The organism is Streptomyces sp. OR43 (genome assembly GCF_008042275.1).
In the GTDB taxonomy this organism is placed as follows: Bacteria; Actinomycetota; Actinomycetes; order Streptomycetales; family Streptomycetaceae; genus Streptomyces.
In genome coordinates, this window is record NZ_RDBK01000043.1 from 4149094 (window position 1) to 4173651 (window position 24558).

Annotated in this window: 26 protein-coding genes; 12 read left to right on the forward strand and 14 right to left on the reverse strand. The window is 72.8% G+C overall.

Annotated elements, in window-relative coordinates; genetic code table 11:
• Both EAO72_RS37755 and EAO72_RS37760 read right to left on the reverse strand, forming a co-directional pair.
• A partial coding sequence (locus EAO72_RS37755; RefSeq protein ID WP_261991766.1) for a response regulator occupies window positions 1-417 on the reverse strand: 417 nt, incomplete at its 3' end.
• 251 nt (window positions 418-668) lie between these two features.
• A complete protein-coding gene (locus EAO72_RS37760; protein WP_148021498.1) occupies window positions 669-1328 on the reverse strand; it encodes a DUF3000 domain-containing protein in 660 nt (219 codons plus the stop codon).
• Window positions 1329-1420: 92 nt separating this feature from the next.
• Between EAO72_RS37760 and hemE the strand changes: the two genes are divergently transcribed.
• Window positions 1421-2494, forward strand: coding sequence for a uroporphyrinogen decarboxylase (gene hemE / locus EAO72_RS37765; RefSeq protein WP_148021499.1), 1074 nt, complete (start codon window positions 1421-1423; stop codon window positions 2492-2494).
• Window positions 2495-2516: 22 nt separating this feature from the next.
• Here the strand turns inward: hemE and EAO72_RS37770 are convergent, their stop codons facing one another.
• Both EAO72_RS37770 and EAO72_RS37775 read right to left on the reverse strand, forming a co-directional pair.
• Window positions 2517-3899, reverse strand: coding sequence for an FAD-dependent oxidoreductase (locus EAO72_RS37770; RefSeq protein ID WP_148021500.1), 1383 nt, complete (start codon window positions 3897-3899; stop codon window positions 2517-2519).
• Window positions 3900-3983: 84 nt separating this feature from the next.
• Complete coding sequence (locus EAO72_RS37775) at window positions 3984-4934, reverse strand: DUF4349 domain-containing protein (RefSeq protein WP_148021501.1); 951 nt, start codon at window positions 4932-4934, stop codon at window positions 3984-3986.
• 127 nt (window positions 4935-5061) lie between these two features.
• On the opposite strand from EAO72_RS37775, the gene hemG reads away from it, so the two are divergent.
• Together hemG and hemQ are read left to right on the forward strand one after the other, a co-directional pair.
• Window positions 5062-6561, forward strand: a complete 1500-nt coding sequence (gene hemG, locus EAO72_RS37780; protein WP_148021502.1) for a protoporphyrinogen oxidase — start codon at window positions 5062-5064, stop codon at window positions 6559-6561.
• A gap of 4 nt (window positions 6562-6565) precedes the next feature.
• On the forward strand, window positions 6566-7300 hold the full coding sequence (gene hemQ, locus EAO72_RS37785; protein WP_148021503.1) for a hydrogen peroxide-dependent heme synthase: 735 nt from the start codon (window positions 6566-6568) through the stop codon (window positions 7298-7300).
• A 134-nt stretch (window positions 7301-7434) separates the two neighbouring features.
• Here the strand turns inward: hemQ and EAO72_RS37790 are convergent, their stop codons facing one another.
• The 5 genes from EAO72_RS37790 to EAO72_RS37810 all read right to left on the reverse strand — a co-directional run bounded on the left by EAO72_RS37790 (window position 7435) and on the right by EAO72_RS37810 (window position 12562).
• Entirely contained in the window at window positions 7435-8250 is an 816-nt protein-coding gene (locus EAO72_RS37790; protein ID WP_148021504.1) for a TIGR04222 domain-containing membrane protein, read from the reverse strand.
• A gap of 64 nt (window positions 8251-8314) precedes the next feature.
• A complete protein-coding gene (locus EAO72_RS37795; RefSeq protein WP_148021505.1) occupies window positions 8315-9346 on the reverse strand; it encodes a TIGR04222 domain-containing membrane protein in 1032 nt (343 codons plus the stop codon).
• A gap of 6 nt (window positions 9347-9352) precedes the next feature.
• Window positions 9353-10768 (reverse strand): MbnB/TglH/ChrH family RiPP precursor modification enzyme, encoded by a 1416-nt coding sequence (locus tag EAO72_RS37800; RefSeq protein WP_148021506.1) that lies wholly within the window; start codon window positions 10766-10768, stop codon window positions 9353-9355.
• Window positions 10769-10891: 123 nt separating this feature from the next.
• Window positions 10892-11629, reverse strand: coding sequence for a DUF4142 domain-containing protein (locus EAO72_RS37805; protein ID WP_148021507.1), 738 nt, complete (start codon window positions 11627-11629; stop codon window positions 10892-10894).
• A gap of 186 nt (window positions 11630-11815) precedes the next feature.
• Window positions 11816-12562 (reverse strand): peptidyl-tRNA hydrolase, encoded by a 747-nt coding sequence (locus EAO72_RS37810; protein ID WP_148021508.1) that lies wholly within the window; start codon window positions 12560-12562, stop codon window positions 11816-11818.
• 71 nt (window positions 12563-12633) lie between these two features.
• On the opposite strand from EAO72_RS37810, the gene EAO72_RS37815 reads away from it, so the two are divergent.
• From EAO72_RS37815 to EAO72_RS37830, 4 genes are read left to right on the forward strand one after another with little or no spacing between them, the layout of a single operon-like run.
• Window positions 12634-13311 carry an AIM24 family protein gene (locus EAO72_RS37815; protein WP_148021509.1) on the forward strand — a complete coding sequence of 226 codons (678 nt, stop codon included), beginning with the start codon at window positions 12634-12636 and terminating at the stop codon, window positions 13309-13311.
• A 59-nt stretch (window positions 13312-13370) separates the two neighbouring features.
• Window positions 13371-14171: an ATP-binding cassette domain-containing protein gene (locus EAO72_RS37820; RefSeq protein ID WP_148021510.1), complete on the forward strand. Its 801-nt coding sequence runs from the start codon at window positions 13371-13373 to the stop codon at window positions 14169-14171.
• Window positions 14168-14839, forward strand: coding sequence for an ABC transporter (locus tag EAO72_RS37825; protein ID WP_148021511.1), 672 nt, complete (start codon window positions 14168-14170; stop codon window positions 14837-14839). The genes EAO72_RS37820 and EAO72_RS37825 overlap by 4 nt, the downstream gene beginning before the upstream one ends.
• A gap of 14 nt (window positions 14840-14853) precedes the next feature.
• Complete coding sequence (locus EAO72_RS37830) at window positions 14854-15045, forward strand: hypothetical protein (protein ID WP_148021512.1); 192 nt, start codon at window positions 14854-14856, stop codon at window positions 15043-15045.
• Between the two features lie 16 nt (window positions 15046-15061).
• On the opposite strand, the gene EAO72_RS37835 is transcribed toward EAO72_RS37830, so the two are convergent.
• Complete coding sequence (locus EAO72_RS37835) at window positions 15062-15925, reverse strand: polysaccharide deacetylase family protein (RefSeq protein ID WP_187285424.1); 864 nt, start codon at window positions 15923-15925, stop codon at window positions 15062-15064.
• Between the two features lie 213 nt (window positions 15926-16138).
• Entirely contained in the window at window positions 16139-17512 is a 1374-nt protein-coding gene (locus EAO72_RS37840; protein ID WP_148021513.1) for an alkaline phosphatase PhoX, read from the reverse strand.
• A gap of 1162 nt (window positions 17513-18674) precedes the next feature.
• Between EAO72_RS37840 and EAO72_RS37855 the strand changes: the two genes are divergently transcribed.
• A complete protein-coding gene (locus tag EAO72_RS37855) occupies window positions 18675-19028 on the forward strand; it encodes a DoxX family protein (protein ID WP_148021514.1) in 354 nt (117 codons plus the stop codon).
• Window positions 19029-19139: 111 nt separating this feature from the next.
• Here the strand turns inward: EAO72_RS37855 and EAO72_RS37860 are convergent, their stop codons facing one another.
• Both EAO72_RS37860 and zapE read right to left on the reverse strand, forming a co-directional pair.
• Entirely contained in the window at window positions 19140-19565 is a 426-nt protein-coding gene (locus EAO72_RS37860) for an OsmC family protein (RefSeq protein WP_148021515.1), read from the reverse strand.
• 84 nt (window positions 19566-19649) lie between these two features.
• Entirely contained in the window at window positions 19650-20744 is a 1095-nt protein-coding gene (zapE, locus tag EAO72_RS37865) for a cell division protein ZapE (protein ID WP_148021516.1), read from the reverse strand.
• A 35-nt stretch (window positions 20745-20779) separates the two neighbouring features.
• Between zapE and EAO72_RS37870 the strand changes: the two genes are divergently transcribed.
• The 4 genes from EAO72_RS37870 (at window position 20780) to msrB (ending at window position 23996) form a co-directional block, all read left to right on the forward strand.
• The gene (locus tag EAO72_RS37870) at window positions 20780-21550 is read left to right on the forward strand and encodes a pyrimidine reductase family protein (RefSeq protein WP_148021517.1); all 771 of its coding nucleotides are present in this window, start codon (window positions 20780-20782) and stop codon (window positions 21548-21550) included.
• Window positions 21551-21693: 143 nt separating this feature from the next.
• A complete protein-coding gene (locus tag EAO72_RS37875; protein ID WP_148021518.1) occupies window positions 21694-22146 on the forward strand; it encodes an indole-3-glycerol phosphate synthase in 453 nt (150 codons plus the stop codon).
• 40 nt (window positions 22147-22186) lie between these two features.
• A complete protein-coding gene (gene murC / locus EAO72_RS37880) occupies window positions 22187-23581 on the forward strand; it encodes a UDP-N-acetylmuramate--L-alanine ligase (protein WP_148021519.1) in 1395 nt (464 codons plus the stop codon).
• Between the two features lie 10 nt (window positions 23582-23591).
• Window positions 23592-23996: a peptide-methionine (R)-S-oxide reductase MsrB gene (msrB, locus tag EAO72_RS37885; protein WP_148021520.1), complete on the forward strand. Its 405-nt coding sequence runs from the start codon at window positions 23592-23594 to the stop codon at window positions 23994-23996.
• Between the two features lie 32 nt (window positions 23997-24028).
• Here the strand turns inward: msrB and EAO72_RS37890 are convergent, their stop codons facing one another.
• Window positions 24029-24490: a hypothetical protein gene (locus tag EAO72_RS37890; protein ID WP_148021521.1), complete on the reverse strand. Its 462-nt coding sequence runs from the start codon at window positions 24488-24490 to the stop codon at window positions 24029-24031.
• Window positions 24491-24558 lie beyond the last annotated feature (68 nt).

Sequence of the window (24558 nt, forward strand, 5' to 3'; positions counted from 1 at the left end):
ACCGGAGGCGCGCTCGGCGTCCACGGCCACCGGGCCGGAGCCCGCGGCGAAGGCGGCGATCACCCGGGCGGCTACCGCGAACTGTCCGGCCGCGAGGGCGTTGCGCACCGCGCCGATGTCATCGGCGGCGGAGAGGGCGAGGCCGTTCGGCCAGCCGGCGGCTCGGGTTTCGGACAGCAGGGTCAGCCCGGAACCGTCGGGCAGGTGGACGTCGGCTACGCAGATGTCGCGCGGGTTGCCGACGCGGGGGCGGGCCTCCGCGATGGACGACGCCTCGATGACGTCACGTACTCCGAGTGCCCACAGATGGCGGGTGACGGTGGAACGGACGCGCGGGTCGGCCACGACGACCATGGCCGTCGGCTTGTTCGGGCGGTAGGCGACCAGGCTTGCGGGCTGCTCGAGGAGAACGGACACCAGGCCTCCTGGGGAGTGGCGGGACGGGCCGGCTCGGGGATGAAGCCGGGGCGAACCGTGCTTGAAGGGTCATTGACTCCTTCGGCAGCAGACCCCTGCTCCTTTAGAGGAAGATCACGATTTGGTGAGTAACAATTCGGGCAAATAGGACGCGCGATCGATTGTACGAAAAGAGAGCCGGTGGCTGTACGAGGTTTTGTGACGCAGCGTCACGGGGAACCTGGGGGCGGCGGGACGGGCAGGCGAGCGTCCTACGGAACCTGCGGGCCGCGCCGCTGCGGCAGCGTCACCACCGCCGCGTCCACCGGCTCCGAGGGCGGCAGACCGGCGATCTGGCACAGCAGGTCGCCCCACGCCATCAGATGCGCCGCCGTGTCCGGCACGCCGCCGCGGCCCTCGCGCGGGGTCCACGACGCCCGGATCTCGATCTGTGTCGCCGGACGCCGGCTCGCCAGCTCACCGAAGGAGTGCGAACTCGCCCGGGTGACCGTGCCGCCCGCCGCCCCGTACGACAGGCCGCGCGCCTCCAGCGCCCCGGTCAGCCAGGACCAGCACACCTCCGGTAGCAGCGGGTCGGCGGCCATCTCCGGCTCCAGCTCGGCGCGCACCAGCGTCACCAGCCGGAAATTGCCCTGCCAGGCCTCGTGCCCGGCCGGATCGTGGAGCAGGACGAGCCGGCCGTCGGCAAGATCGTCATCGCCGTCGACGACCGCCGCCTCCAGCGCGTACGCGTACGGGGCCAGACGCTTCGGTGGGCGTGTCGGCTCCACCTCCAGCTCGGCCCGCAGCCGCGCCGAGCGCAGCGCGTCCACCGCCGAACGGAACGCGGGCGGGACGGAACCACCCTCCGCACTGTCCGTGCCGTCAGCACCATCGGATTGATCGGAGAAGTGTCCCTGCGCCGGAGCCATGCGGGGAAGAGTAGGCGGAACCGGAGCCTCGCGCGCGGAAGGACACCCGTGCGGGGCAGGGCTCATTCCGCGCGCATGCGAAGATTCGGTGCGTGAGTGCCATTGACCGCCCCTCGGGCCACCAGACGAAGACCTCCGCCACCCACGACTCGGTGTTCCTGAAGGCGTGCCGCCGCGAACCCGTGCCGCACACGCCGGTCTGGTTCATGCGCCAGGCGGGGCGCTCGCTGCCCGAGTACCTGAAGGTGCGCGAAGGCATCCCGATGCTCGAGTCCTGCACGATGCCGGAGCTCGTCGCCGAGATCACGATGCAGCCCGTCCGCCGCCACAAGGTCGACGCCGCGGTCTACTACAGCGACATCGTCGTGCCGCTCAAGGCCATCGGCATCGACCTCGACATCAAGCCCGGCGTCGGACCGGTGATCGCCGAGCCGATCCGCACCCGCGCCGACCTCGCCCGGCTGCGCGACCTCACGCCCGAGGACGTCCCGTACGTCACCGAGGCCATCGGCCTGCTCACCGCCGAACTCGGGTCCACCCCGCTGATCGGATTCGCCGGCGCCCCGTTCACGCTCGCCAGCTACCTCGTGGAGGGCGGCCCGTCCCGCAACCACGAGCACACCAAGGCCCTGATGTACGGCGACCCGGAGCTCTGGGCCGACCTGCTCGACCGCCTCGCCGAGATCACCGGCGCCTTCCTCAAGGTCCAGATCGACGCCGGCGCCTCCGCCGTGCAGCTCTTCGACTCCTGGGTCGGCGCCCTGGCCCCCGCCGACTACCGCCGCTCGGTGCTGCCCGCCTCCGCGAAGGTCTTCGACGCCGTCGCGTCGTACGACGTCCCGCGCATCCACTTCGGTGTCGGCACGGGTGAACTGCTCGGGCTCATGGGCGAGGCCGGCGCGGACGTCGTCGGCGTCGACTGGCGGGTCCCGCTCGACGAGGCCGCGCGCCGCGTCGGCCCCGGCAAGGCGCTCCAGGGCAACCTGGACCCCGCCGTGCTGTTCGCCCCGACCGCCGCGGTGGAGGCCAAGACCCAGGAGGTACTGGACGCCGCCGCCGGTCTGGAGGGCCACATCTTCAACCTGGGCCACGGTGTGATGCCGAACATGGACCCGGACGCGCTGTCACGGCTCGTCGAGTACGTCCACACCAGCACCGCGCGCTGAACGACGGGAAGGCGGGCGCCGCTCAGGCGGTGCCCGCCTTCCGCAGCGCCGTCACCGTCTTGCGGGCCGCCACCAGGACGGGGTCCCAGACCGGGGAGAACGGCGGCGCGTAGCCCAGGTCGAGCGCCGTCATCTGCTCCACCGTCATCCCGGCGGTGAGCGCCACCGCCGCCACGTCCACCCGCTTCGCCGCACCCTCCCGGCCCACGATCTGCACGCCCAGCAGCCGGCCCGTGCGGTACTCCGCGAGCATCTTCACCGTCATGGCCCGTGCCCCCGGGTAGTAGCCCGCCCGGCCCGTCGACTCGATCGTCGCCGTGACGAAGCGCAGGCCGACCGCGCGGGCGTCCTTCTCACGCAGGCCCGTGCGGGCGATCTCCAGGTCGCAGACCTTGCTCACCGCCGTACCGACCACGCCCGGGAACGTCCCGTAGCCGCCGCCGACGTTGGACCCGATGATCTGGCCGTGCTTGTTGGCATGGGTGCCCAGGGCGATGTGGCGGGTGCGGCCCGCCACCAGGTCGAGGACCTCGACACAGTCGCCGCCCGCCCAGATGTTGTCGTGGCCCACGACCCGCATCGACAGATCGGTGAGCAGCCCGCCGTGCGGGCCGAGCGGCAGCCCGACCGCCCGGGCCAGCGTCGTCTCCGGCTCGACGCCGATGCCGAGCACCACCACGTCCGCCGGGTAGGACACGCCGGCCGCCTCCACGGCGGCGACCCGGCCGTCCGGCCCGGTACGGATCGCGGTGACCGCGGCCCCGTTCACCGTCGTGATCCCGAGCCCGTCCATCGCGTCGTGGACGAGGCGCCCCATGTCGGGGTCGAGCGTCGCCATCGGCTGCTCGCCGCGGTTGAGCACGGTCACCTCGAAGCCGTGCTTCAGCATCGCCTCGGCCATCTCGACGCCGATGTACCCGGCGCCGACGACGACCGCGCGCCGCCCGGTCGCCCGGTCCAGGGTGTCCAGCAGGGCCTGACCGTCGTCCAGGGTCTGCACACCGTGGACGCCGGGCGCGTCCACCCCGGGCAGGGCGGGCCGTACCGGGCGGGCGCCCGTCGCGATCACCAGCTTGTCGAAGCCGGTCCAGGAGGTCTCGCCCGACTCCCGGTCCAGGGCGCGCACCCGCTGCCCCGCGACATCGATCTCCGTCACCTCGGTGCGCATCCGCAGGTCGATGGCGCGGGCCCGGTGCTCCTCGGGGGTGCGGGCGATCAGGTCGTCCCGCCGCTCGACGTCGCCGCCGACCCAGTACGGGATGCCGCAGGCGGAGTACGAACTGAAATGGCCCCGCTCGAAGGCGGTGATGCTCAGCTCCTCCGGGCCCCTGAGCCGGCGCGCCTGCGAGGCGGCGGACATGCCCGCCGCGTCACCGCCGATGACCACCAGTCGTTCCGCCGCCATGCCAGGTCCCTTCGACGTCCCTGCGAAAGGCCTACGCTACGGCGCCGCCGGCCCCGGGGGCGCGGCGGCGCCCCCGGGGAACGCTCAGCCGCCCGCCGGCGGCCGCTGCCCCGCCTTTCCGCCCCGGCGACGCGGCAGACGCCGCCACAGGATCACCAGGACGGCCGCGACGGCCAGGAACGGGGCCGCGGCACCCACCGCCATCGCGAGCCACCGCAGCATCGTCAGGAAGGCGTGCCAGCCACCGCTCAGCGCGTCCACGAACCCCGGATCGTCGTTGTCGTCCTCGGGTGCCGACTCCGGCTCCATCAGATCGAGCGTGATCGTCGCCAGCGTCGTACGGTCCTTGAGCGAGGCCTGCTGGGCGAGCAGGGACTCCAGCGAGGCCTGACGGCTGCTCAGTTCGCCCTCCAGCGTGACGACATCGGCGAGCTTGTCGGCCCGGTCCATCAGCTTGCGCACCCGCGCCACGCTGGCGCGCTGGGTGGCGATCCGGCTCTCCACGTCGACGACCTGGTCGGTGACGTCCTTGGCGGCCGACGAGCGGGAGATCAGTTTCCCCGCCCCGGACAGCTCCCGCAGCACACCGTCGTACTCGGCCTGGGGCACGCGCAGGACGAGATGCGAGGAGTCGTGCGTGTCGTCCACCTGCTCGGTGGACTCGTTGGCGACCAGTCCGCCCGCGTTCTGCACGACCGTACGGGCGGCGGCCGCCGCTCTGGACGCGCTCTTCACCTCCACGGACAGGGAGGCGGTGCGGATGACGTGCGTGGCGGCCGCAGGATTCGGCTTCTTCGGCGTACCCGGCTCGGCCGCGCCCTCCTTGAGGTCCGCGGCCGCTTTCCCGGCGGAGGCATCCGACTTGTTCTGCGCGTCGGCGGAAAGGGCCCGCTCGTCGGACGAGGAGGCGCCGTCGCCGGCGCCGCAGCCGCTCAGCGCCAGGACGGCGGTGAGCAGCCCGGCGGCGAGCCCGGTGCGGGTGCGGGTGCGGCGGGCTGTGCGTCTGTGGGTACGGGTGATGGGTGCTGCCTGCATAACTGTCCCCCCAGGACGGGTGATTGATGGCTCCGGTTCGACGTACGAGGTGGTGGAACGGGTTTCGGGATACCGGTTTCGAAGCGGTCACGGTCAGGACTCGGACAGGGTTTGAGAGAGTGGGGGCATGCAGCGTTCAACACACCGTGCGGACAGGGCTCCCGGCCACGTCGTCGTCATCGGCGGCGGCATCGCCGGACTCGCGGCCGCCCACCGGCTCCTCGGCGCCGGTCTGGGGGTCACCCTCCTGGAGGCCACCGACCGGCTCGGCGGCAAGCTCATGACCGGTGAGGTCGCGGGCGTCCAGGTCGACCTCGGCGCCGAGTCGATGCTCGCCCGCCGGCCCGAGGCGGTCGCCCTGGCCCGTGCCGTCGGCCTCGGCGACCGGCTCCAGCCGCCCGCCACCGCCACCGCCGCGCTGTGGACGCGGGGCGCGCTGCGCCCCATGCCCAAGGGCCATGTGATGGGCGTACCGGGCGACCCGTCGGTCCTCGGTGAGGTGCTGTCGCCCGAGGGCCTCGCGCGCATCGCCCAGGAACGTGATCTGACCCCGACCGCCGTCGGGGACGACGTGGCCGTCGGCGCGTACGTGGCGGACCGGCTGGGCCGCGAGGTCGTGGACCGGCTGGTCGAGCCGCTCCTGGGCGGGGTGTACGCGGGCGACGCCTACCGGATCTCGATGCGCGCCGCCGTACCGCAGCTCTTCGAGGTCGCCCGGCAGGCGGGCTCCCTGCTCGACGGCGTCGCCCGGATCCAGGAGCAGGCCGCCGCCCGGCAGCAGACCGGACCGGTCTTCCAGGGGATCGCCGGCGGCCTCGGCACCCTGCCGGGCGCGGTGGCCGACGCGGTACGCGCCGGAGGCGGCGAGATCCTCACCGAGACCCCCGTGCTGGGCCTGACCCGTACCGCCGAAGGCTGGGACGTGCGCACGGACGCCCGGGTGATCACCGCCGACGGCATCGTCCTCGCCACCCCCGCCTGGTCCGCCTCCACCCTGCTCGCGGCGGAGTCGCCGGCCGCATCCGCCGAGCTCGCCGGCGTCGAGTACGCGTCGATGGCCCTGGTCACCATGGCCTTCCGGCGCTCCGACGTGACGGGCTCCAAGGCCTTCGACGGCCGCTCCGGCTTTCTCGTGCCCCCGGTCGACGGCCGCACCATCAAGGCCGCCACCTTCTCCACCCACAAGTGGCAGTGGGTCGCCGACGCGGCTCCGGACCTGTTCGTCCTGCGCACCTCGGTGGGCCGCTACGGCGAGGAGGACCATCTGCACCGCGAGGACGCCGAGCTGGTCGACGTGTCGCTGAGCGACCTCGCCGCGGCGACCGGACTGGGCGCGAAGCCCGTCGCCACCGAAGTCACCCGCTGGATCGGCGGACTGCCCCAGTACCCCGTGGGCCACCTCGGCCGCGTCGCCCGGATCCGCGAGGAGGTCGCGAAGATGCCCGCGCTGCGCGTCTGCGGCGCGGTCTACGACGGAGTCGGCATCCCCGCCTGCGTCGCGAGCGCGCACCGGGCCGCGGACGAGATCGCCCGGGACGTCGCGGGAGGGAGCGGCGGGGAGAACGACGGAGAGATCATCGCCACGGGGACCCTGGTTCAGGGCACACGGAGCGAGGCGGGACAATAGCCGTATGAGTGCTCCTGAGACTGTGACATCAAGCAAGGCCCCCAACGCCGGCAAGAAGGCGAAGGACCTCAACGACGTCGTCCGCTACACGCTGTGGTCCGTCTTCAAGCTGCGCGACGTGCTGCCCGCGGACACGGACCGCGCGGCGTACTCCGGCGAGGTCCAGGAGCTGTTCGACCAGCTCGCGGCCAAGGACATCACCGTGCGCGGCACCTACGACGTCTCCGGCCTGCGCGCCGACGCCGACGTCATGATCTGGTGGCACGCCGAGACGTCGGACGCGCTGCAGGAGGCGTACAACCTCTTCCGTCGCACCCGCCTCGGCAAGAGCCTCGACCCGGTCTGGTCGAACATGGCGCTGCACCGCCCCGCCGAGTTCAACAAGTCGCACGTCCCGGCGTTCCTCGCCGACGAGACGCCGCGCGACTACATCAGCGTGTACCCCTTCGTGCGCTCCTACGACTGGTACCTGCTGCCCGACGAGGACCGTCGCCGCATGCTCGCCGACCACGGCAAGATGGCCCGCGGCTTCCCCGACGTGCGTGCCAACACCGTGGCCTCCTTCTCCCTCGGCGACTACGAGTGGGTGCTGGCCTTCGAGGCCGACGAGCTGCACCGCATCGTCGACCTGATGCGTCACCTGCGGGCCTCCGAGGCGCGGATGCACGTCCGCGAAGAGGTCCCCTTCTACACCGGCCGGCGCAAGTCGGTCGCAGACCTGGTGGCCGGGCTCGCGTAGCGAGCGGGTTCCGACCACCCCAACCCGGAAGATCAGACGGCGGAACCCCCGGCACCCTGTGCCGGCCGCCGTTCCAGCGACACCGGGTTCGGCTCCCGGTGCGGCGCGCTTCCCGCGCGCCGCACCGGCGTCTTCTACGGCACGTTCCGCGTGCCCCGGCCGCCGAGCGCGGCCCGCAGCGCCGGGTCGGCCACCGCGCGCACGCCCCGCACGGCGACCGCCATCAGCACATCGCCCTCCGGGCCGCCCGCGGCGGCCGTGCGCCTGTCCAGCAGCCGCTGTCCGGCGGGGGAGGCCCAGGAGCTGTACGGATGCACCTCCATCCGGGCGATGGCCAGACAGCCCAAGGTCAGCACGAGCGGCAGCCCGAACCAGACGAGCACGGGTATCCCCGAGCCGCCCGGGCCCTCCTCCCGGCCGGGTGTGAGCAGTGCCGCGGTGCCCATCGCGGCCACCAGCAACGCGGCCCCGCGCACCGCCCGTACCGCCGACACGAGGTCCGTCCCCGCCCCGCCCGGCAGCGCCAGCCCCGCGGCGACCAGCCGGTCGGCGAGGGCGCGCACGGCGTCGGCCGCGGCCGCGGCAGCACGGACCGGCGGGATGGGGGACTGGCCCTGCGGGCCGATGGCCCGGATCACCGTGCGCTCCACGTCGTCGTGGCCGGCCGGGTCGACCACTGTCGCCCAGCCGGTGTGCGCGAGCAGCAGCCGGCGGCGCAGATGCATGGTGACGAGCGCGAGATCGGCGACCCGGTGCGGGCCGCCGGCCAGGAACGCGGTCTCGTACAGCGTGAGTTCAGGGCCGTCCGCCGCACGCCGAGGCTCGCGCGGCAGCGCGCCGCGCGGCAGCGCGCCGCGCGGCGGAGCCAGGCGGGCGGCAGCGAGGCAGAGCCGTACGCAGGAGACGGCTGCCGCACCCCATGCGACCAGCAGAAAAAGAACCCAGAGCATGCCGGAGTTCTATGCGAGCCGGGCCCGGAGCGCCAGAGGATTTCAGGATGCGGACGGCGACCGCTCAGGAACTGCTGCCGCAGCTGGACCCCGAACTGCCGCCGCAGCTCGATCCGGAACCGCAACTGGATCCCGAGCCGCAACTGGATCCGGAGCCGCAACTGGACCCGGACCCGCACCCGGAGCCCGACCCGCACCCGGAGCCGCKCCCGCCTCCGCCGCTGTTCCCGGCGGAGCTGCCGCAGCCGCCGTCGCCGGGGCTCGATCCCGCGCACCACACCGTGGGCACGAGCAGCAGCCCCGCGGAGTCGGACGCGTGGTGCGAGGGCGAGGGCATGGGCGGTCCCGCCGGCCGCATCCGCGCCGCCGTGACGAGATGCGCCCGCAGCGCCGGGTCGCGGAGTGCCCGCGGCCCGGCCGTGGCCACCAGATGGGCCGTTCCCGTCCCCTGCCCGTAGGCGATCCGGAACGCCGCCGCGGCTCTGCGGCCCGCCTTGGTGATCCGGGCGCGGGCGGCGCCCGCGACGACCAGCCCGACGACGGCCCCGCCGAGCAGCGCCGGGAGCACCTTGACGATGAACGGCGCCGGCGTCTCTCCGAGGCTGTCGGACGAGGTGAACTCGGCGATGGTCAGCGCGAAGCAGACCGGCAGGCCGAGCAGGCAGGTCACTGCCTGCGTCATGCCCCAGCGACGCCACGTCCGGTTCGCCCCGGGCACGTTCAGCAGACCGCGCGCGGCCAGGCCGTCCCCGACCTCCTGCACGGCGGGATGGCGCATCACGGCGTTCCGCAGGGTGTGCAGGGCGCCGCTCGGAGCGGCGGCCTGCTCATGGAGCACCGCCCGCTCCACCGGGTCGTGGGCGACCGGCCGCTGGACCGCGACGATCCCCGGACCGCCGACGAGCAGCCGGCCGTCCTCCAGCATCGCGGCGAGCGCGGTGTCCACCACGCGGCCGGGCCCGCCGTTCAGGAACGCCACCTCGGACAGGTCGTGGACGACTCCGTCCGTACGGGGCCGCGCGCGGCCGGCTCCCACGATCAGCAGCGTCGAGGAGACCACCACAGCCAGTGTCAGGACCAGGGCGAAAACGCTCATGCCCCGTCACCTCCCTGCGAGTACGGAACGGGCCGCCCGGACCAGCCGGGCGGTGCGGCGGGGTGGCCGGGGAGCCGTCCGGTCCTGCCACCAGTGGGTCAGCCGGCGGCGGGCCGCCTCGTCCGAGGGGCGGCCGGCGATGAGCAGCTGCTCGGCGAAGTCCAGGGCGTCGCGCCGGTATCCGGCGGACATCGGGCGGTTCCTGGCGTACGCGAGGAACGCGCCGCGGTAGGCGGGGCCGAGGATCCGCGCGAGTTCAGGGGCCACCTTGGCGACGACGTCGGCGCGCTTGGCGGCCAGGGCCCGGCTCTGGACGCCGAGCCGGCGGTGGTCGAAGCCCTCGGGGGCGGGGGTGCCCGCGACGAGGGCGGACAGCAGCGAGGTCTGCGCGACCGCGACCCCGTCACGCAGCGCCTCCGGGTCCCCGGGGCTGTGCGCCGGGGGCGTGGTCCTCGGCGCACGGCGGACGGACCGGGGCACGCCGCCCCCGCCCCCGGCCGTGTCCGTGGCCGGGTCGAGTGTGGCGGGGGCGGACCGGCGCGCGCCGTCCGGGTTCGTGTCGAGCGTCGCGGAGACGGACCTGCGCGCGCCGTCCCGGTCCGCTGCCGCGTCGAGCGTGGCGCGGATCGTGTTCAGTTCGCCCGCCAGCTCGGCGGCCGGCGGGAAGTCGTCGTCGCGCTCCAGCAGGACGCCGGGCGGCGCGATACGGGAGCGGAGCTCGGCGAGGACGTCGAGGACCGGAGCGGTGACCGGGTGGGCGTGGGTGTCGTGCCAGACGCCGTCCTTCTCCACGCCGCCCGCCACATGGACGTACGCGATGGCCTCCACGGGCAGTTCGTCGAGGGCCGTCGCCGGGTCCTCGCCCCGGTTCACGTGGTTCGTGTGCAGATTGGCCACGTCGATGAGCAGCCGCACCCCCGTGCGCTCGACCAGCTCCGCCAGGAACTGGCCCTCGGTCAGCTCCTCGTCGGGCCAGGAGATCAGCGCCGCGATGTTCTCCAGCGCCAGGGGCACCGGCAGCGAGTCCTGCGCCACGCGCACGTTCTCGCACAGCACGTCCAGCGCCGCCCAGGTACGCGGCACGGGCAGCAGGTGTCCCGCCTCCAGCACCGGCGACGCGGTGCGCGCCCCGCCGGCCCGGACGAACGCGATGTGCTCGGTCACCAGGGGCGTGCCCAGCGCAGTGGCCCGCGCCGCGAGACCGGCGAGCCGGCCGGGGTCGGGGCGGTCCGCGCCGCCGAGGCCCAGCGAGACCCCGTGCGGCACCACGGTGACGCCGCGCTCCCGCAGCCGTGCCAGGGAGGCGGGCAGATGATCGGCGCAGAGGTTCTCCGCGACCGCTTCCACCCAGTCGATCCCCGGCAGCGCCTCCACCGCGTCGGCGATCTCCGGCCGCCAGCCGATCCCGATTCCCAGCTCCATGGTGTCCCCCTTCGCCGCTCTGTGCAGGGGTCATGACCCCGCCGCACCGCGCTGAATCCGAAGAGGGGGACGTTCAGAGCTCGATTTGAGGTTCCCGCCGCGCTGCCGGGGCGGTGCGTTCTCTCAGGGCATCGGGGCCGTGGAGGGCCGTGAGGTGAACGACTGGTCCCCGGTCGGTGCCGCCGGAACCGGCTGCGGAAGGACCGAGCCGCGGGGCGCCGCCGGAGGGCCGGTCGGGCTGGCCGTGGCCGCTCCGGCCGCCTCGCGGGCCAGGGCGTCGAAGTCGACGAAGCCGGTGCCCTCCAGCATGGTGATGTGGTCGAGCACGGTCACGTTGGCATCGGTCGCCAGCTGCCGGATCAGCGTGTTGCGGGTGGTGTGCCGGACCTGGGCGATCAGCGCGAACACCTTGCCGTGCGCGTMGCGCAGCAGATTGGCGAACTTGCGCTCGTACTCCTGGCCGCTCGCCGCGGTCAGCTCCCGCAGCCAGCCCTGCTGCTGCTCGGTCGGCTGGTTCGGCAGCTCCACACCCAGCTTGGCGGCGACCTCACGCGCCCTGCGGTCCAGATCCGTGTGCCCGACGACCAGATGGTCCCCGGCCGCCTTGATCGCCTCGGTCGGCGCCCGCTCGATCGCCTGCTGCCCGGCGGGCAGCTCCCAGAGCCCGGCGAGGCGGACCTTCACCAGGAAGTCCCGGTCGGTCGCGGAGAGCGGACCCCACTGGGTCGAGGTGGACGACGCGTCGAGGTTGGCCTCCCCGGTGCCGGAGCGGTCGGCGTACGACCAGACCGGGTAGGCGAGGGCGCCGAGCGTGGCGACGAGCGCCGCGATGATGAGGGCCGTTCCGTTGATGCGTCGCACAGAGGATTCTCCCGGGCCGAGGCGTGACGGCGTCCAATCAACCGCCGTGGCAACGGCCGGGCGCTGACCGGCCGTTCAACCTACTGGGCAGTATCGCCAGTGCGACGGTGTCAGGAGGTACGTATCGGCGGACCGGGTTGTTCACGGCCGGGGGGAATCCATGAGGGCGGCGCGACCGCCCGTCCGTCAGCGGCGCAGGGCCGGATGGTCGGCGACCACCGTGCACGAGCCCGGAGCGATCTCGGTGAACCCCGCGTCCTGTACCACCGGCAGCCCGCTCACCGTGAGTTCCCGCCAGCGGTCCGCGTCAGGGGTGGCGACCGAGAGCGGGAAGCCCGCCTCGCGCCAGGCCTTGCGCTCCGTCTCCGACAGCTCCCACCAGGCGAGCTGGGCACCGTGCCCGGCCTGCGCCATCTCCTTGCCCGCGGACATGCCGAGCTCCGGGTTCAGCCAGAGGACCGGGCCTGTGAGGTCGGGTGCGGCCGGGGGCTCGGGGTCGTCCAGATCCGTGCCCGAGACCTGGAGCTTGGCGAGCTCCTTCGGCCAGCCGTCGAGCGGCACCGGCGGGTAGACCCGCACCTCCGCCTCATCGCCCGTGACCGTGATCCCGGGCAGCGCGGAGGCCTTCCGCCACTCCGCGCCGCGCGCCCGGCGCACCACCTTCCGGATCCGGGCGTCCTGCCAGTCGCGCATCACCCGCGCCCACTCGCCCTCGCCCGTCGACCGCTCGTCGGAGAGCATGACCAGTACCGCCCGGGCGGCCGTGCGCAGGGCGTCGGTACGGGCCGGGGGCGCCGCCTTCTCGATGTGCACCACCAACGGGAGGACGTACTGAGGCGCTTCGTCACGGTTTGTCCGCTCGGAACGGAAAGGGCTGTCCGCCGGCATGCCTGCGGGAACGGACGGGGACTCGGAGGTGTCGTGGCTGCTCACCCGTCCAGTCTGCCAGCCGCCCCGAAACGCGTTCTTGGCGGAATGAAACCCTCCGGGTGAGGATGCACCGCATGAAGAGCGATCTCTTTTCCAGCGAGCACATGGCACAGCAGGCCACCGCCCCCGGGATGACCTTGCAGAACGCCAAATCCATCAAGTACGCGGTCAACGGCGAGATGCACGCACGGCAGGGATCGATGATCGCCTTCCGGGGTGACCTCCAGTTCGAGCGCAAGGGCCAGGGCCTCGGCGGCATGCTCAAGCGTGCCGTCACCGGCGAGGGGCTGCCGCTGATGGCGGTGCGCGGCCAGGGCGAGGCATGGTTCGCGCACGAGGCGGCCAACTGCTTCATCGTGGAGATGGAGCAGGGCGACGTCCTCACCATCAACGGCCGCAACGTCCTGTGCTTCGACGCCACGCTCGCGTACGAGATCAAGACCGTGAAGGGCGCCGGGATGACCGGCGGCGGACTCTTCAACAGTGTCTTCACCGGCTACGGGAAGCTCGGCCTGATGTGTGAGGGCAATCCCATAGTGATCCCCGTCTCGCCTCAGCAGCCGGTCTGCGTCGACACGGACGCGGTCGTCGGCTGGAGCGCCCATCTGAACACGTCGCTGCACCGCTCGCAGAGCGTCGGCTCGATGCTGCGCGGCGGCTCGGGGGAGGCGGTCCAGCTGCGGCTGGAGGGCGAGGGGTTCGTGATCGTACGGCCCAGCGAACTCAAGACAGAGAAGGCGTCGTCCAACTGAGTACGGACGTCCTGCGACTGGACGCGGTCGGCCGGCGGTACGGCCTCGCCGGACCCTGGGTGCTGCGCGGGGTCGACCTCGCGCTGCCCGCCCGCTCCCTCGTCCGCGTCGAAGGGGCCAACGGCACCGGCAAATCCACCCTGTTGCGGCTCCTCGCCGGGATCGACGCCCCCACCGAGGGCCGGATCACGGGCGGCCGGCCGCGCACGGCGTACGTCCCCGAGCGGTTCCCGGCGGCGCTGCCCTTCACCGCCGCCGGCTACCTCGTCCATCTCGGCCGGATCCACGGACTGCGCCGGACCGAGGCGGCCGCGCGCGCCCAGGAGTGGCTGACCCGCTTCGGAGCCGCGGAACACGCCAGGACCCCGCTCGCGGAGCTGTCCAAGGGCACTGGTCAGAAGGTCGCCGTCGCCCAGGCGCTCCTGGCCGAGCCGGAGTTGCTGGTCCTGGACGAGGCATGGACCGGGCTGGACACCGCGGCGCGGGACGAACTGGACCGGGCCGTCGCGGCACGGGTGGCCGCGGGCTCCACCGTCGTCTACGTCGACCACGATCCGCACCGGCTCGCGGGCGCGGTCGGCATGACCCTCCGCGTCGAGGGCACGGGGCTGGTCGCGGCGCCCCCCGCGCCCGCCGGGACGACCGCCGGCCCCCGGGTCCGGATCGAGGTCACGGGTCCGCCCGGCGCCCCGCTCCCCGCCGGACTGCCCGGCGCGCCCGAGAAGACCGCCGCCGACGACGGAGGCGTGCGCCTCACCGTCGACGCCGGGCACTCGGACGCCTTGCTGAGCGCCCTGCTCACGGCCCGCCCGCCCTGGCACATCAACCACCTCTCCACCGCCCCCGACGAGGCGGCATGACCGCGCTGATCCGCTACCAGGCCGCCCTGCTGCTGCGCTCCCAGCGCTGGCTCGCGCCCGTGCTCCTGTACGCGGCCTTCCTCGGGGTCGGCGTCCGCTCGGGCCAGCCCGTGCTGGACTCGCTCGGTTACGCCGCGGCCGGGCTGCTCCCCGTCACCGCCTGGCTCGTGCGGGTCTGCGTCACCCAGGAACCGCCCGCCGCCCGGACGGTCGTCGCCGCGGCCGTGGGCGGGCAGCCGCGGGCCCACCTCTCCGCCCTGCTCGCCGCGTCGGGGTGCGCCGGACTCCTGGGCGCGGCCGCCACCGCGGTCGTGCTGCTGATCAGTGAGCCGGCGAGCACGGACCACACGGTCGACGTCCCGTTGCCGTCCGCCGGCCTCGCCGGACTGCTCGCCGCCGCCTGCTGCGTCCTGCTGGGAGCGGCCGTCGGGGCGCTGTGCGCCCGGCCCCTGCTGCACCGGCGCGGCTGGTCGATCGCCGCGACCGTGCTCGCGGCGCTGCTGGCCCTGGTGACGAGCGGGTCGCCCGCGAAGTTCGCGGTGACGGGGCTGGTCACCGGCTCGCACACCGGCACCGTCCACGTGCCGGTCCTCCCGCTCCTCGGCGCGGTGGCCGTCGCGACCGCGGCGGCCGCGCTCGCCTGCCGGCTCACGTCGGTGCGCGGCTGAGTAGGCTCGTCCGCATGAACGAACCCGCGCACGAGCCGTCCTGCGAAACGCCGGCCGTACCGACGCCCGGCACCGCCGAAGGCCCGCCGTACGCCGAGTGCGTGCTGTGCCGGAAGCCGACCGAATACGCCGAGTCGGTCAAGGGCATCACGCTCTGCCCGGTCTGCGCGTGGCAGGAGGCCCAGCGCACGGCCTGCTCCGGCTGACGTAGGCCGTTCGGTGTCAGCCGGCCATCAGCTCCGACACTCGCACGAAGCGGTACCCACGCTTCCGCAGCTCCGGAACCACCTGGTCCACCGCCTCGTCCGTGACCGGAGCCGCGCTGCGGGTGCAGTGCATGACGACCAGCGATCCGGGCCTCACCCCGTCCAGCACCTGCTGCGCCACCGCGTCCGCGTCCGTCGCGAAGGCATCACCGCTGACGACGTCCCACTGCACCGCGGTCACCTTCTCCGGCGCGAGCGCGCGCAGTGCGGCATCGTCGTAGCAGCCGCCGGGGAAGCGGAAGTACGGCACGACATTCCGGGCGCCGGTCTTCCGGATCGCTCCGAAGGCCCGCGCCACCTCGTCGTGGACCGCCCCCTCCTCCACGGTCGGCAGCCCGTAGCAGGGCGAGGTGAAGGCGTAGTGGCTGTACGAGTGGTTGGCGATCTCGAAGAGCGGGTCCGTGCCGATCGAGCGGGCCTGGGCCGGGTACTCCTCCGCCCACCGGCCGGTCATGAAGACGGTCGCCGGCACCTTCAGCCGGCGCAGCAGCGCGATCAGCCCGGGGTTGTCGAAGTGCTCACCCGCGGCCGCGCGCGGCCCCTCGTCGGCGGTCATGTCGGCGTCGAAGGTGAGCGCGACGACCTTGTCCGTACGGTTCGGCCCGCGCTCGAGGACGGGGGTGAGGCCGGCGGGGCCGGGTGCCATGGTGGGCGGCTTCTTCGAGGGCCGGGGCGTCGCCGATGGCACGTGGACCGGCGCGCGTGCGGCCGCGGTCGTACGGTCCGCATCCGCGCGCCGGTCACCGCGGGAGCCGTCCGAGGCCGCGCAGGCGACGAGCCCGCCACCGAGGACCGCTCCCAGGACGGCCATAGCCGTCATTTTCTGTACAAAGTTGGTCACTCACGGAAAATAGCCGATCATCCGACCGGGATCGGCCTGCGCCGTGAAGCGTTCGGCCGGGCGAGTGGCGCTCCGCGCCGCCGCACCGGCGCGCCCACGCCGGTCGGACCCGACCGCATCCACGTGCCGTCCGCATCGGAACGGGGTGCGCCGCCTCTGTGCTCAGCCGGCCGGTGCCGGAGCGTCAGCGCGTCAGCGCCACGGCCCCGTCACCGCGAACGTCGTCCCCGGCGTGTAGCAGTTGACGAACATCGTCTCCTGGTCCGGTGCGAACGTGACCCCGGCGAACTCGCCCCACTCCGGCTCCTCGGCCGTCCCGATGTTCTGCCGGCCGCGCGCCATCGCGTACACCTCGCCGCCCCGCGTCAGACCGAACACGTGCTGCGCCCCGCCGCCGTCCTCGCACACCATCAGTCCGCCGTCGGAGGCGAGACAGATGTTGTCCGGGGACTCGCCCGGCAGCTGGATGTCCGTGTCCGGTCCGAAGGCGATGACCAGGGTCAGCCGGCGCCGCTTCGGCTCGTACCGCCAGACCTGTCCGAAGTGGTCGGCGGCCGAGCCCTCCGCGCTGTGCGCGAAGCTGGAGACGAAGTAGACCGAGGAGCCGCCCCAGTAGCAGCCCTCCAGCTTCTGGCCGTGCGTGATGCCCTTGGGTCCGAAGTCCTGGAAGCGGATGGCTGTTTCGGCGGCCAGCGGATCCGGTACGGGAACCCACTCGATGCCCTCGAAGCTCGTCCCGGTCTCCTGGACCGCGGAGAGGTCGGGGACCCCCGGCACCCGCATGGCCTCCAGCCGGCCGCCGGCCCGCAGCGAGCCCGTGCCGCCGAGCGGCTTCTCCGGAAGGAAGCGGTAGAAGAGCCCGAACGGCTTCTCGAACGCGTCCTCGGTCTCGTACACGACGCCGCTGCGCGGATCGATCGCGATCGCCTCGTGCTGGAAACGGCCCATGGCGGTCAGCGGTACGGCGCCGGTACGGTGCGGATTCGCGCCGTCCACCTCGAAGATGAAGCCGTGGTCCTTGGTGTAGCCGTTGGTGCCGGCCTTGTCCTCGGTCTCCTCGCAGGTCAGCCAGGTGCCCCAGGGGGTACGGCCACCGGCGCAGTTGACCGCGGTGCCGGCGATGGCGACGCGTTCACCGAGGACGTGGTTGCGGCCGTCGAGTTCCAGGGCCGTACAGCCGCCCTTGCCCATCGGGTCGTAGGTGAGCCCCTTGACGGTCGGCACGGCGATCTTCCCGGTGACCCGGTTCTCGTGGTTGCGCACGAGGGTCACATGCCCGCGACGGCCGACGAACGCGGCCATGCCGTCGTGGTTGCTGGGGACCGGGCCCTCGCCGGAGCGGAGCGGGTCGCCCTCCCGGGACAGCACCCGGTAGCGGAAGCCCTTCGGGAGGTCGAGCAGTCCTCCCGGGTCGGGCACCAGCGGGCCGTAGCCCGCGTGACCGCGGGCGGCGGACGTGCCCGCGAAGAGTTCGGTGAAGGCACCGGTGAAGGCGATCGCGGCGGCTGCGCCGCTGGTGGCCAGGACCTGGCGGCGTGTCGCGAGAGGTCGGGACGCGGTTGACATGTGGCAACTCCCTGTTGGCGGACAGGTGACATGGCATTGTCAAAAGCAGGCCTGCCCGTTCGAGGCCTTCGGTGAACGTTGTCACGGCCGACTGGCCGGTCCTGCCCCGACGCTCCGGGGCAGAAGCAGACGGAAGGTCGATCCCGCGCCCGGCCGGGTGTCGAGTTCGAGCCGGCCCCGGTGCGCCTCGGCGATGCTGGAGGCGATGGACAGGCCGAGAGCCGGACCGGGCTCGGGGCCGCCCGCGCCCGTCATGGGCCGCCGACCGACCGGAACGCGGAGGGAATGGCTCGACCCGGTTGAGGCAGGAGGCGTGTGGAGGAGCGGCGGACATGCCAGTGCGGGTGCCAGGCCGGCCAGATCCTGGCCGGCCTGGGAGGCGGAGACCGGCCAGGATCTGGCCGGCCTGCGGAGGCGCAGACCGGCGCGAAGCAGGTGTCGGCCGCCTGCCGGGCGATGGCCCGTTGTGACCCGGCCGCCCCCGGGCGCGGTGGAGTGCTGGTCGCCGTGGCCACGACGGCCGCCCGCACCCCGCCGGGACCGCCGTCCGCACCGGCCTCGCGTACCTCCGCCGCCGCCGGCCGCACCGCAACCGCCGTCCCCGTCAACTGCCCACCTGCCACGTCCAAGGGCATGGCGGACCGCCGGCGCGTCCGGCAGGATGGAGCCCGTGCCGAAGCCACCCCGGAACCGATACAGCACCACCTGCGCCAGGGCCTGAGCGCCATGCCCGCGAGCGATGGCCGCAGACGGTCGCCCTCAGGGTCTGCTGCCGTGCAGGATTTGCTTACGTGGCAGCCGAATTGCCCGGCGGGCACAGCCTCCCGCTGTGTCGCCTGCGCTTGACCGGCGTGCTGCACGCCGGGGCTTCGCGCTCTGTCCGGCCGGCAACGACAGCTGCGAGGACAACATCCTTCCCAGCGGACTACCCGCCTGCTCCTCGGAGGGAGCCCTCGACCGCGAAGGCGACCGCTGCCTCACCGCGCTGTCCTCCTGACCGACGCCCCTGAAGAACCGCCCGGCAATCGTGACACCCGATCAGGGGCCCGAATCAAAGGAATGCCTGACGCACCACCCGGGGGAAGATGTCGCATTTCGCGGCACCGTCCTGTCCCACCAGGTCACACTCAACGACCGGAACCATGTCCCCGAAGGACTGACCATGATCCAGCCCTGGTGGCCGCTCGCCGGCCTCGCCGTCGTCCAGCTCGCCGACGCGGTGCTGTGCGTCAAACCAGCCGACTTCATCCGTGACTGCCTCCAGGACGTGGGGTTTCCCCGCCGGTTGTGGCCCCTCCTGCCCCTCATCAAGGCCTCCGCGGCGGCAGGACTCGTCGCAGGCATCTGGTTCACCCCGCTCGCGGTGCTGACCGGCGCCGCTCTGGTCTGCTACTTCCTGGTCGCGATCACCCTGCACGTTCGGGCCCGCGACCTGAGCCGCAATCTCTTCCTCAACGCGACCGGCATGCTCCTGCTCAGCGCTGCCACGTTCGCATTCACCCTCCAGGCAGCCTGAGCTCGCGTCAGCCCATCCACGCACTCCTGCGGGACTGTGCGATGGCCGGGGGCGGACAGCACCGCCCCCGGGCGGCAGGTGCCGGCCCGGGGGCGGTGGGGGAGAGGGCGGTCAGGCGAGCGAGGCGCTCAGCGTGATCGTCGTGCCCGTCAGCGCCTGGCTGACCGGGCAGTTCGCCTTCGCGTCCTCGGCCGCCTTGACGAAGCCCGCCTCGTCGAGACCCGGCACCTCGCCCTGGACGGTGAGGTGGATGCCCGTGATGCCGGTACCGGGCTGGAAGGTGACCTCGGCCTGGGTGTTCAGCCGGGTCGGCGGGGTGCCGGCCGTGGCGAGACCGTTGGAGAGCGCCATCGAGAAGCAGCTGGAGTGCGCCGCGGCGATCAGCTCCTCCGGGCTGGTCTTGCCGTTCGCCTTCTCCGCGCGGGACGGCCAGGAGACCGGGTACTCCCCGATCCCCGAGGAGTCGAGGGTGACGACACCCTTGCCCTCGATCAGGTTGCCTTCCCAGACCGTGTGCGCCTGACGCGTGGTAGCCATGCTGGTTCCCTTCAAACGGAATGCGCGGTTGTACGGGGGTGGCGAGGCACTCCGTCGTGCCTCCCCGGTGTTACGTCCCCGAACCTACTGCGCCACCATCCCCTTTGCGTCACGCGCCAGCGCCGTCAGCCGGGAGATTGCCCGGAAGTACTTCTTCCGGTACCCGCCGTTCAACATGTCCTCGCTGAACAGGCGGTCGAACGGCATCCCGGACGCGAGCACCGGAACCTCCCGGTCGTACAGCCGGTCCGCGAGCACCACGAGCCGCAGCGCGGTCGACTGGTCGGGCACCGGCTGCACCTCGGTGAGGCACACCGCCCGGACGCCGTCCGTCAGCGCGCCGTACCGGCTCGGATGGACGCGGGCCAGATGGTCGAGCAGCGCGGGGAAGTCGTCCAGGCTGGCGCCCTCGGTCGCGTACGCGGCCTTGGTGACCTGCTCCTCGGAGTACGGCGGCGGGGCGTCGGGCAGGCCGCGGTGGCGGTAGTCCTCGCCGTCGATGCGCAGCGGGCGGAAGTGGGAGGACAGGCCCTGGATCTCCCGCAGGAAGTCGGCCGCGGCGAACCGGCCTTCGCCGAGCTTGCCCGGCAGCGTGTTGGAGGTCGCGGCGAGCGCCACCCCCGCCTCGACCAGCCGGCTCAGCAGCGAGGAGACCAGCACGGTGTCGCCAGGGTCGTCGAGCTCGAACTCGTCGATGCACAGCAGCCGGTGGCCGCTCAGGGTCCGCACGGTCTGCTGGAAGCCCAGCGCGCCGACCAGGTTGGTCAGCTCCACGAAGGTGCCGAAGGCCTTCAGCGAGGGCGCCGCGGGCGTGGCGTGCCAGAGCGAGGCGAGCAGATGGGTCTTGCCGACGCCGTAGCCGCCGTCGAGATAGACCCCGCGCGGGCCGCTGGGCGCCACGGCCTTCCTGCCGCCGAACCACTTGCGCTTGCCGGCGCCCGTCGCGTGCGCCCCGCCCAGCCCGGCCGCGAAGTCGGAGAGGACCTTGACGGCCTCGGTCTGGCTCGGCTGGTTCGGGTCGGGGACGTAGGTGTCGAAACGCACCGAGTCGAAGCGCGGCGGCGGCACCATCTCGGCGACCAGACGGTCGGCGGGGACGTGCGGCTCGAGGGCGCACAGGGACAGCGGGGCCGTTTCGGCTATGGGGCTGGACCCCGGCACGGCGGTGGAGGAGGACACAACTCCCCAGCTTAGGGCGTGCCAGACTGCGGAACATGCGACGCCTGTTCCCTGTGACTGATCCGACAGCGGCCGACGACCCGGGCGAGTGGAGCCTGGACGCCCTCGCCGACGCCTACGCCTACCCCGGAGCGGACGGCCCCTGGCTGCGCGCCAACATGGTGTCGACCCTCGACGGCGCCGCCCAGCACGACGGCCGCTCGCAGCCGATCTCCTGCGACAGCGACATGCGGATCTTCGGGACCCTGAGGGGCCTGGCCGACGTGGTGATCGCGGGGGCCGGGACGGTACGGCTGGAGGGCTACCGTCCCGCCCGGGCCCGGGAGGCCTTCGCGGCGCGCCGGGAGGCCGCCGGACAGGGCCCCGCGCCGGCGGTGGCCGTGGTGAGCGGCAGCCTGGACCTGGACTTCTCGCTGCCGCTCTTCGTCTCGCCGCTGGTCCCGACGCTCGTGCTCACCGGCGCGGGCGCGCCGCCCGACCGGATCGAGACGGCCCGGAAGGCGGGCGCCGAGGTGGTGATCGCGGGGGAGGGATCACGGGTGGACCCCGCCCGTGCCGTGCGGGAGCTGGCCGACCGCGGGCACCGCCGGCTGCTGACGGAGGGCGGGCCCCGGCTGCTCGGGCAGTTCGTGGCGGCGGACGTGCTGGACGAGCTGTGCCTGACCCTGGCCCCCATGCTTACGGCCGGTGACGCGCAGCGGATCGCGGGAGGTCCGGCGGTGGCCGTGCCGGAACGATTCTCCCTGGCATCACTGCTGGAAGAGGCCGGTTTCCTGTTCGCTCGGTACCGTCGGATCCGACAATGAGCGGAATTTACCGTTCCGCTTAGCGTTCGGTGGGCAGAATGGATCTCGCAGACCCCGTGCGAGCACGGGGAAGGATGGTTTCCGCAGTGGCCGGCGACGGTCACTGAAGCAGAAGGGCCCCTGTGGTGTTCACCAGCGTTTTGATGATCGAGAAGCCCCTCACTTCCGAGGACGTCGAGTTCGTCACCACCCTGCACGGGGAGGAGCAGACCTCCTTCGTCGTGCTCATGCAGCCGCGTGGTGACCAGGCGGATGTGCTGTTGCGGGCCATCGACGACCTGGCGATGGGCGAACTGAAGGAAGCGGCCCGGGAGAGCGAGGAGCCGGAGGGCAAGAACGCCAGACAGTCCGCCGAACTCGCGCTCGAGGTGTCCCTGGAGGCCCTGCGCCAGGCCGGCTCGGAAGCCGTCGGACAGGTGATCGAGGACCACCCCCTGGACAAGCTCACGTCCGTCGTCGACGAGGCGGCGGCCGACGAGGTCATCGTCCTGACCGCGCCGCACTACGTGGAGGAGTTCTTCCACCGCGACTGGGCGTCCCGCGCCCGGCACAAGGTGGGCGTACCGGTGCTCAAGCTCTTCGCGCACAGCGAATAGGCTGGGAGCCCCTACCCGTACCACCCTGGGAGACACACGCATGGCACCCGGTATTCCTGCCGCCATGGAACGGCCGCACTTCATCGGCATCGGCGGCGCCGGAATGTCGGGCATCGCGAAGATCCTCACCCAGCGGGGCGCGAAGGTCGCGGGCAGCGACTCCAAGGAGTCCGCCACGGCCGAGGCGCTGCGCGCGCTGGGGGCGACCGTCCACATCGGGCACGCCGCCGGCCACCTGGCCGACGACGCGACCTGCGTGGTCGTCTCCAGCGCCATCCGCGCCGACAACCCGGAGCTGGTGCGGGCCGGGGAGCTCTCGGTCCCCGTCGTGCACCGCTCCGACGCGCTCGCCTCCCTCATGGAAGGGCTGCGGTCCATCGCTGTCGCGGGCACCCACGGCAAGACGACCACCACGTCGATGCTGGCCGTCGCCCTCAGCGAGCTGGGCCTCGACCCCTCGTACGCGATCGGCGGCGACCTCGCCGGACCCGGCACCAACGCCACGCACGGCGACGGCGCGATCTTCGTCGCCGAGGCCGACGAGAGCGACCGGAGCTTCCAGAAGTACGACCCCGAGGTCGCGATCGTCCTCAACGTCGAGCTTGACCACCACGCGAACTACGCCTCGATGGACGAGATCTACGACTCCTTCGAGACCTTCACCGGCAAGATCGTCCCCGACGGCACCCTGGTGATCTCCGCCGACCAGTCCGGCGCCGTCGAGCTCACCCGCCGGCTCCGCGACCTGTCCGCGCTCAAGGTCGTCACCTACGGCGAGTCCGAGACGGCGGACGTCCGCGTCCACAAGATCACCCCGCGCGGTCTGACCAGCGAGGTCACGGTCGTCCTGAACGGGAAGTACCTCACCTTCACCGTCTCCGTCCCCGGCCGCCACTACGCGCTGAACGCCGTGGCCGCCCTCGCCGCGGGCGTCGCCCTCGGCATCCCCGCGCACAACCTCGCCTCGGCCCTCGGCAAGTACACCGGGGTCAAGCGCCGCCTCCAGCTCAAGGGCGAGGCGGCCGGCGTCCAGGTCATCGACAGCTACGCCCACCACCCGACCGAGATGACGGCCGACCTCGAAGCGATGCGCGGCGCGGCCACCGACGCCCGCATCCTGGTCGTCTTCCAGCCCCATCTCTTCTCCCGCACCCAGGAGCTCGGCACCGAGATGGGCCAGGCCCTCGCGCTGGCCGACGCCTCCGTCGTCCTGGACATCTACCCGGCCCGCGAGGACCCGATCCCCGGCATCACGAGCACCCTGATCATCGACGCCGCGAAGGCCGCCGGCGCCGATGTCACCGCCGTGCACGACAAGGCGACGGTCCCCGAGGTCATCGCGGGAATGGCGAAGCCCGGCGACCTCGTTCTCACCATGGGGGCGGGCGACGTCACGGACATCGGCCCGCAGATCCTGGACCACCTGTCGAGCTGAGGGAGCCACCGTGCCGTACGACATCGAGAAGCCGGACGAGCAGTGGCGGGAGGAGCTGTCCCCCGCCGAGTACGCCGTCCTGCGCAAGGCGGGCACCGAGCCGGCCTTCGTCGGCGAGTACACCGACACCAAGACCACCGGCGTCTACTCCTGCCGCGCCTGTGACGCGGAGCTGTTCCGCTCCGACACGAAGTTCGAGTCGCACTGCGGCTGGCCGTCCTTCTACGACCCGAAGGACACGGACGCGGTCGAGCTGATCCAGGACCGCAGCCACGGCATGGTCCGCACCGAGGTCCGCTGCGCCCGCTGCGGCTCGCACCTGGGCCACGTCTTCGAGGGCGAGGGCTACCCGACCCCGACCGACCAGCGGTACTGCATCAACTCGATCTCGCTCCGGCTGACGCCGGACGCCTGAGAACCGGCCCGGAAGAGGACTGGCGCGCCGCGTCAGTCCTCTTCCGGCGTTTCCGGCTTCAGCAGCGGATGCACCACACCGGGGAAGACCCGGGCCCGCACGACCGACTCGGCCGAACCACCCTGGATCACCGTCTCCGCGACACCCCAGGGCCGGCCAGGCAACTGCACGATCAGCGTGTACGAGGCGGAGCAGCCCAGGCACTCGTACCGGTCGACCCACGTCTCCACGTCCGTGGCACTGCCCGGGTACCGCGCCACGTGCCGGTGCAGCGCGTGGCACCGCTCGCAACGCTCGCCCGGCTCGCACGTGCCCCCGCAGGGACACGGCACGTCGAGCGACTCGGCCGGACGCCAGCGCTGCGTGAGGACGGCCTCACGCGTGGCGCCCATGTCCTTCATCGCCTTGAGGTTGCGGGCGGCCACGTTGTACGACTCACCGGTCGCCGCCATCCGGTCGCGGATCACGTCCTTGCGCCCACGGTTCGTCGTCATCTGTTGCTCCTCCTGGGGTTCACGCAGCCCGCCAGGAGCCCATGAGATCGGTAAGGACCAAGGTACCC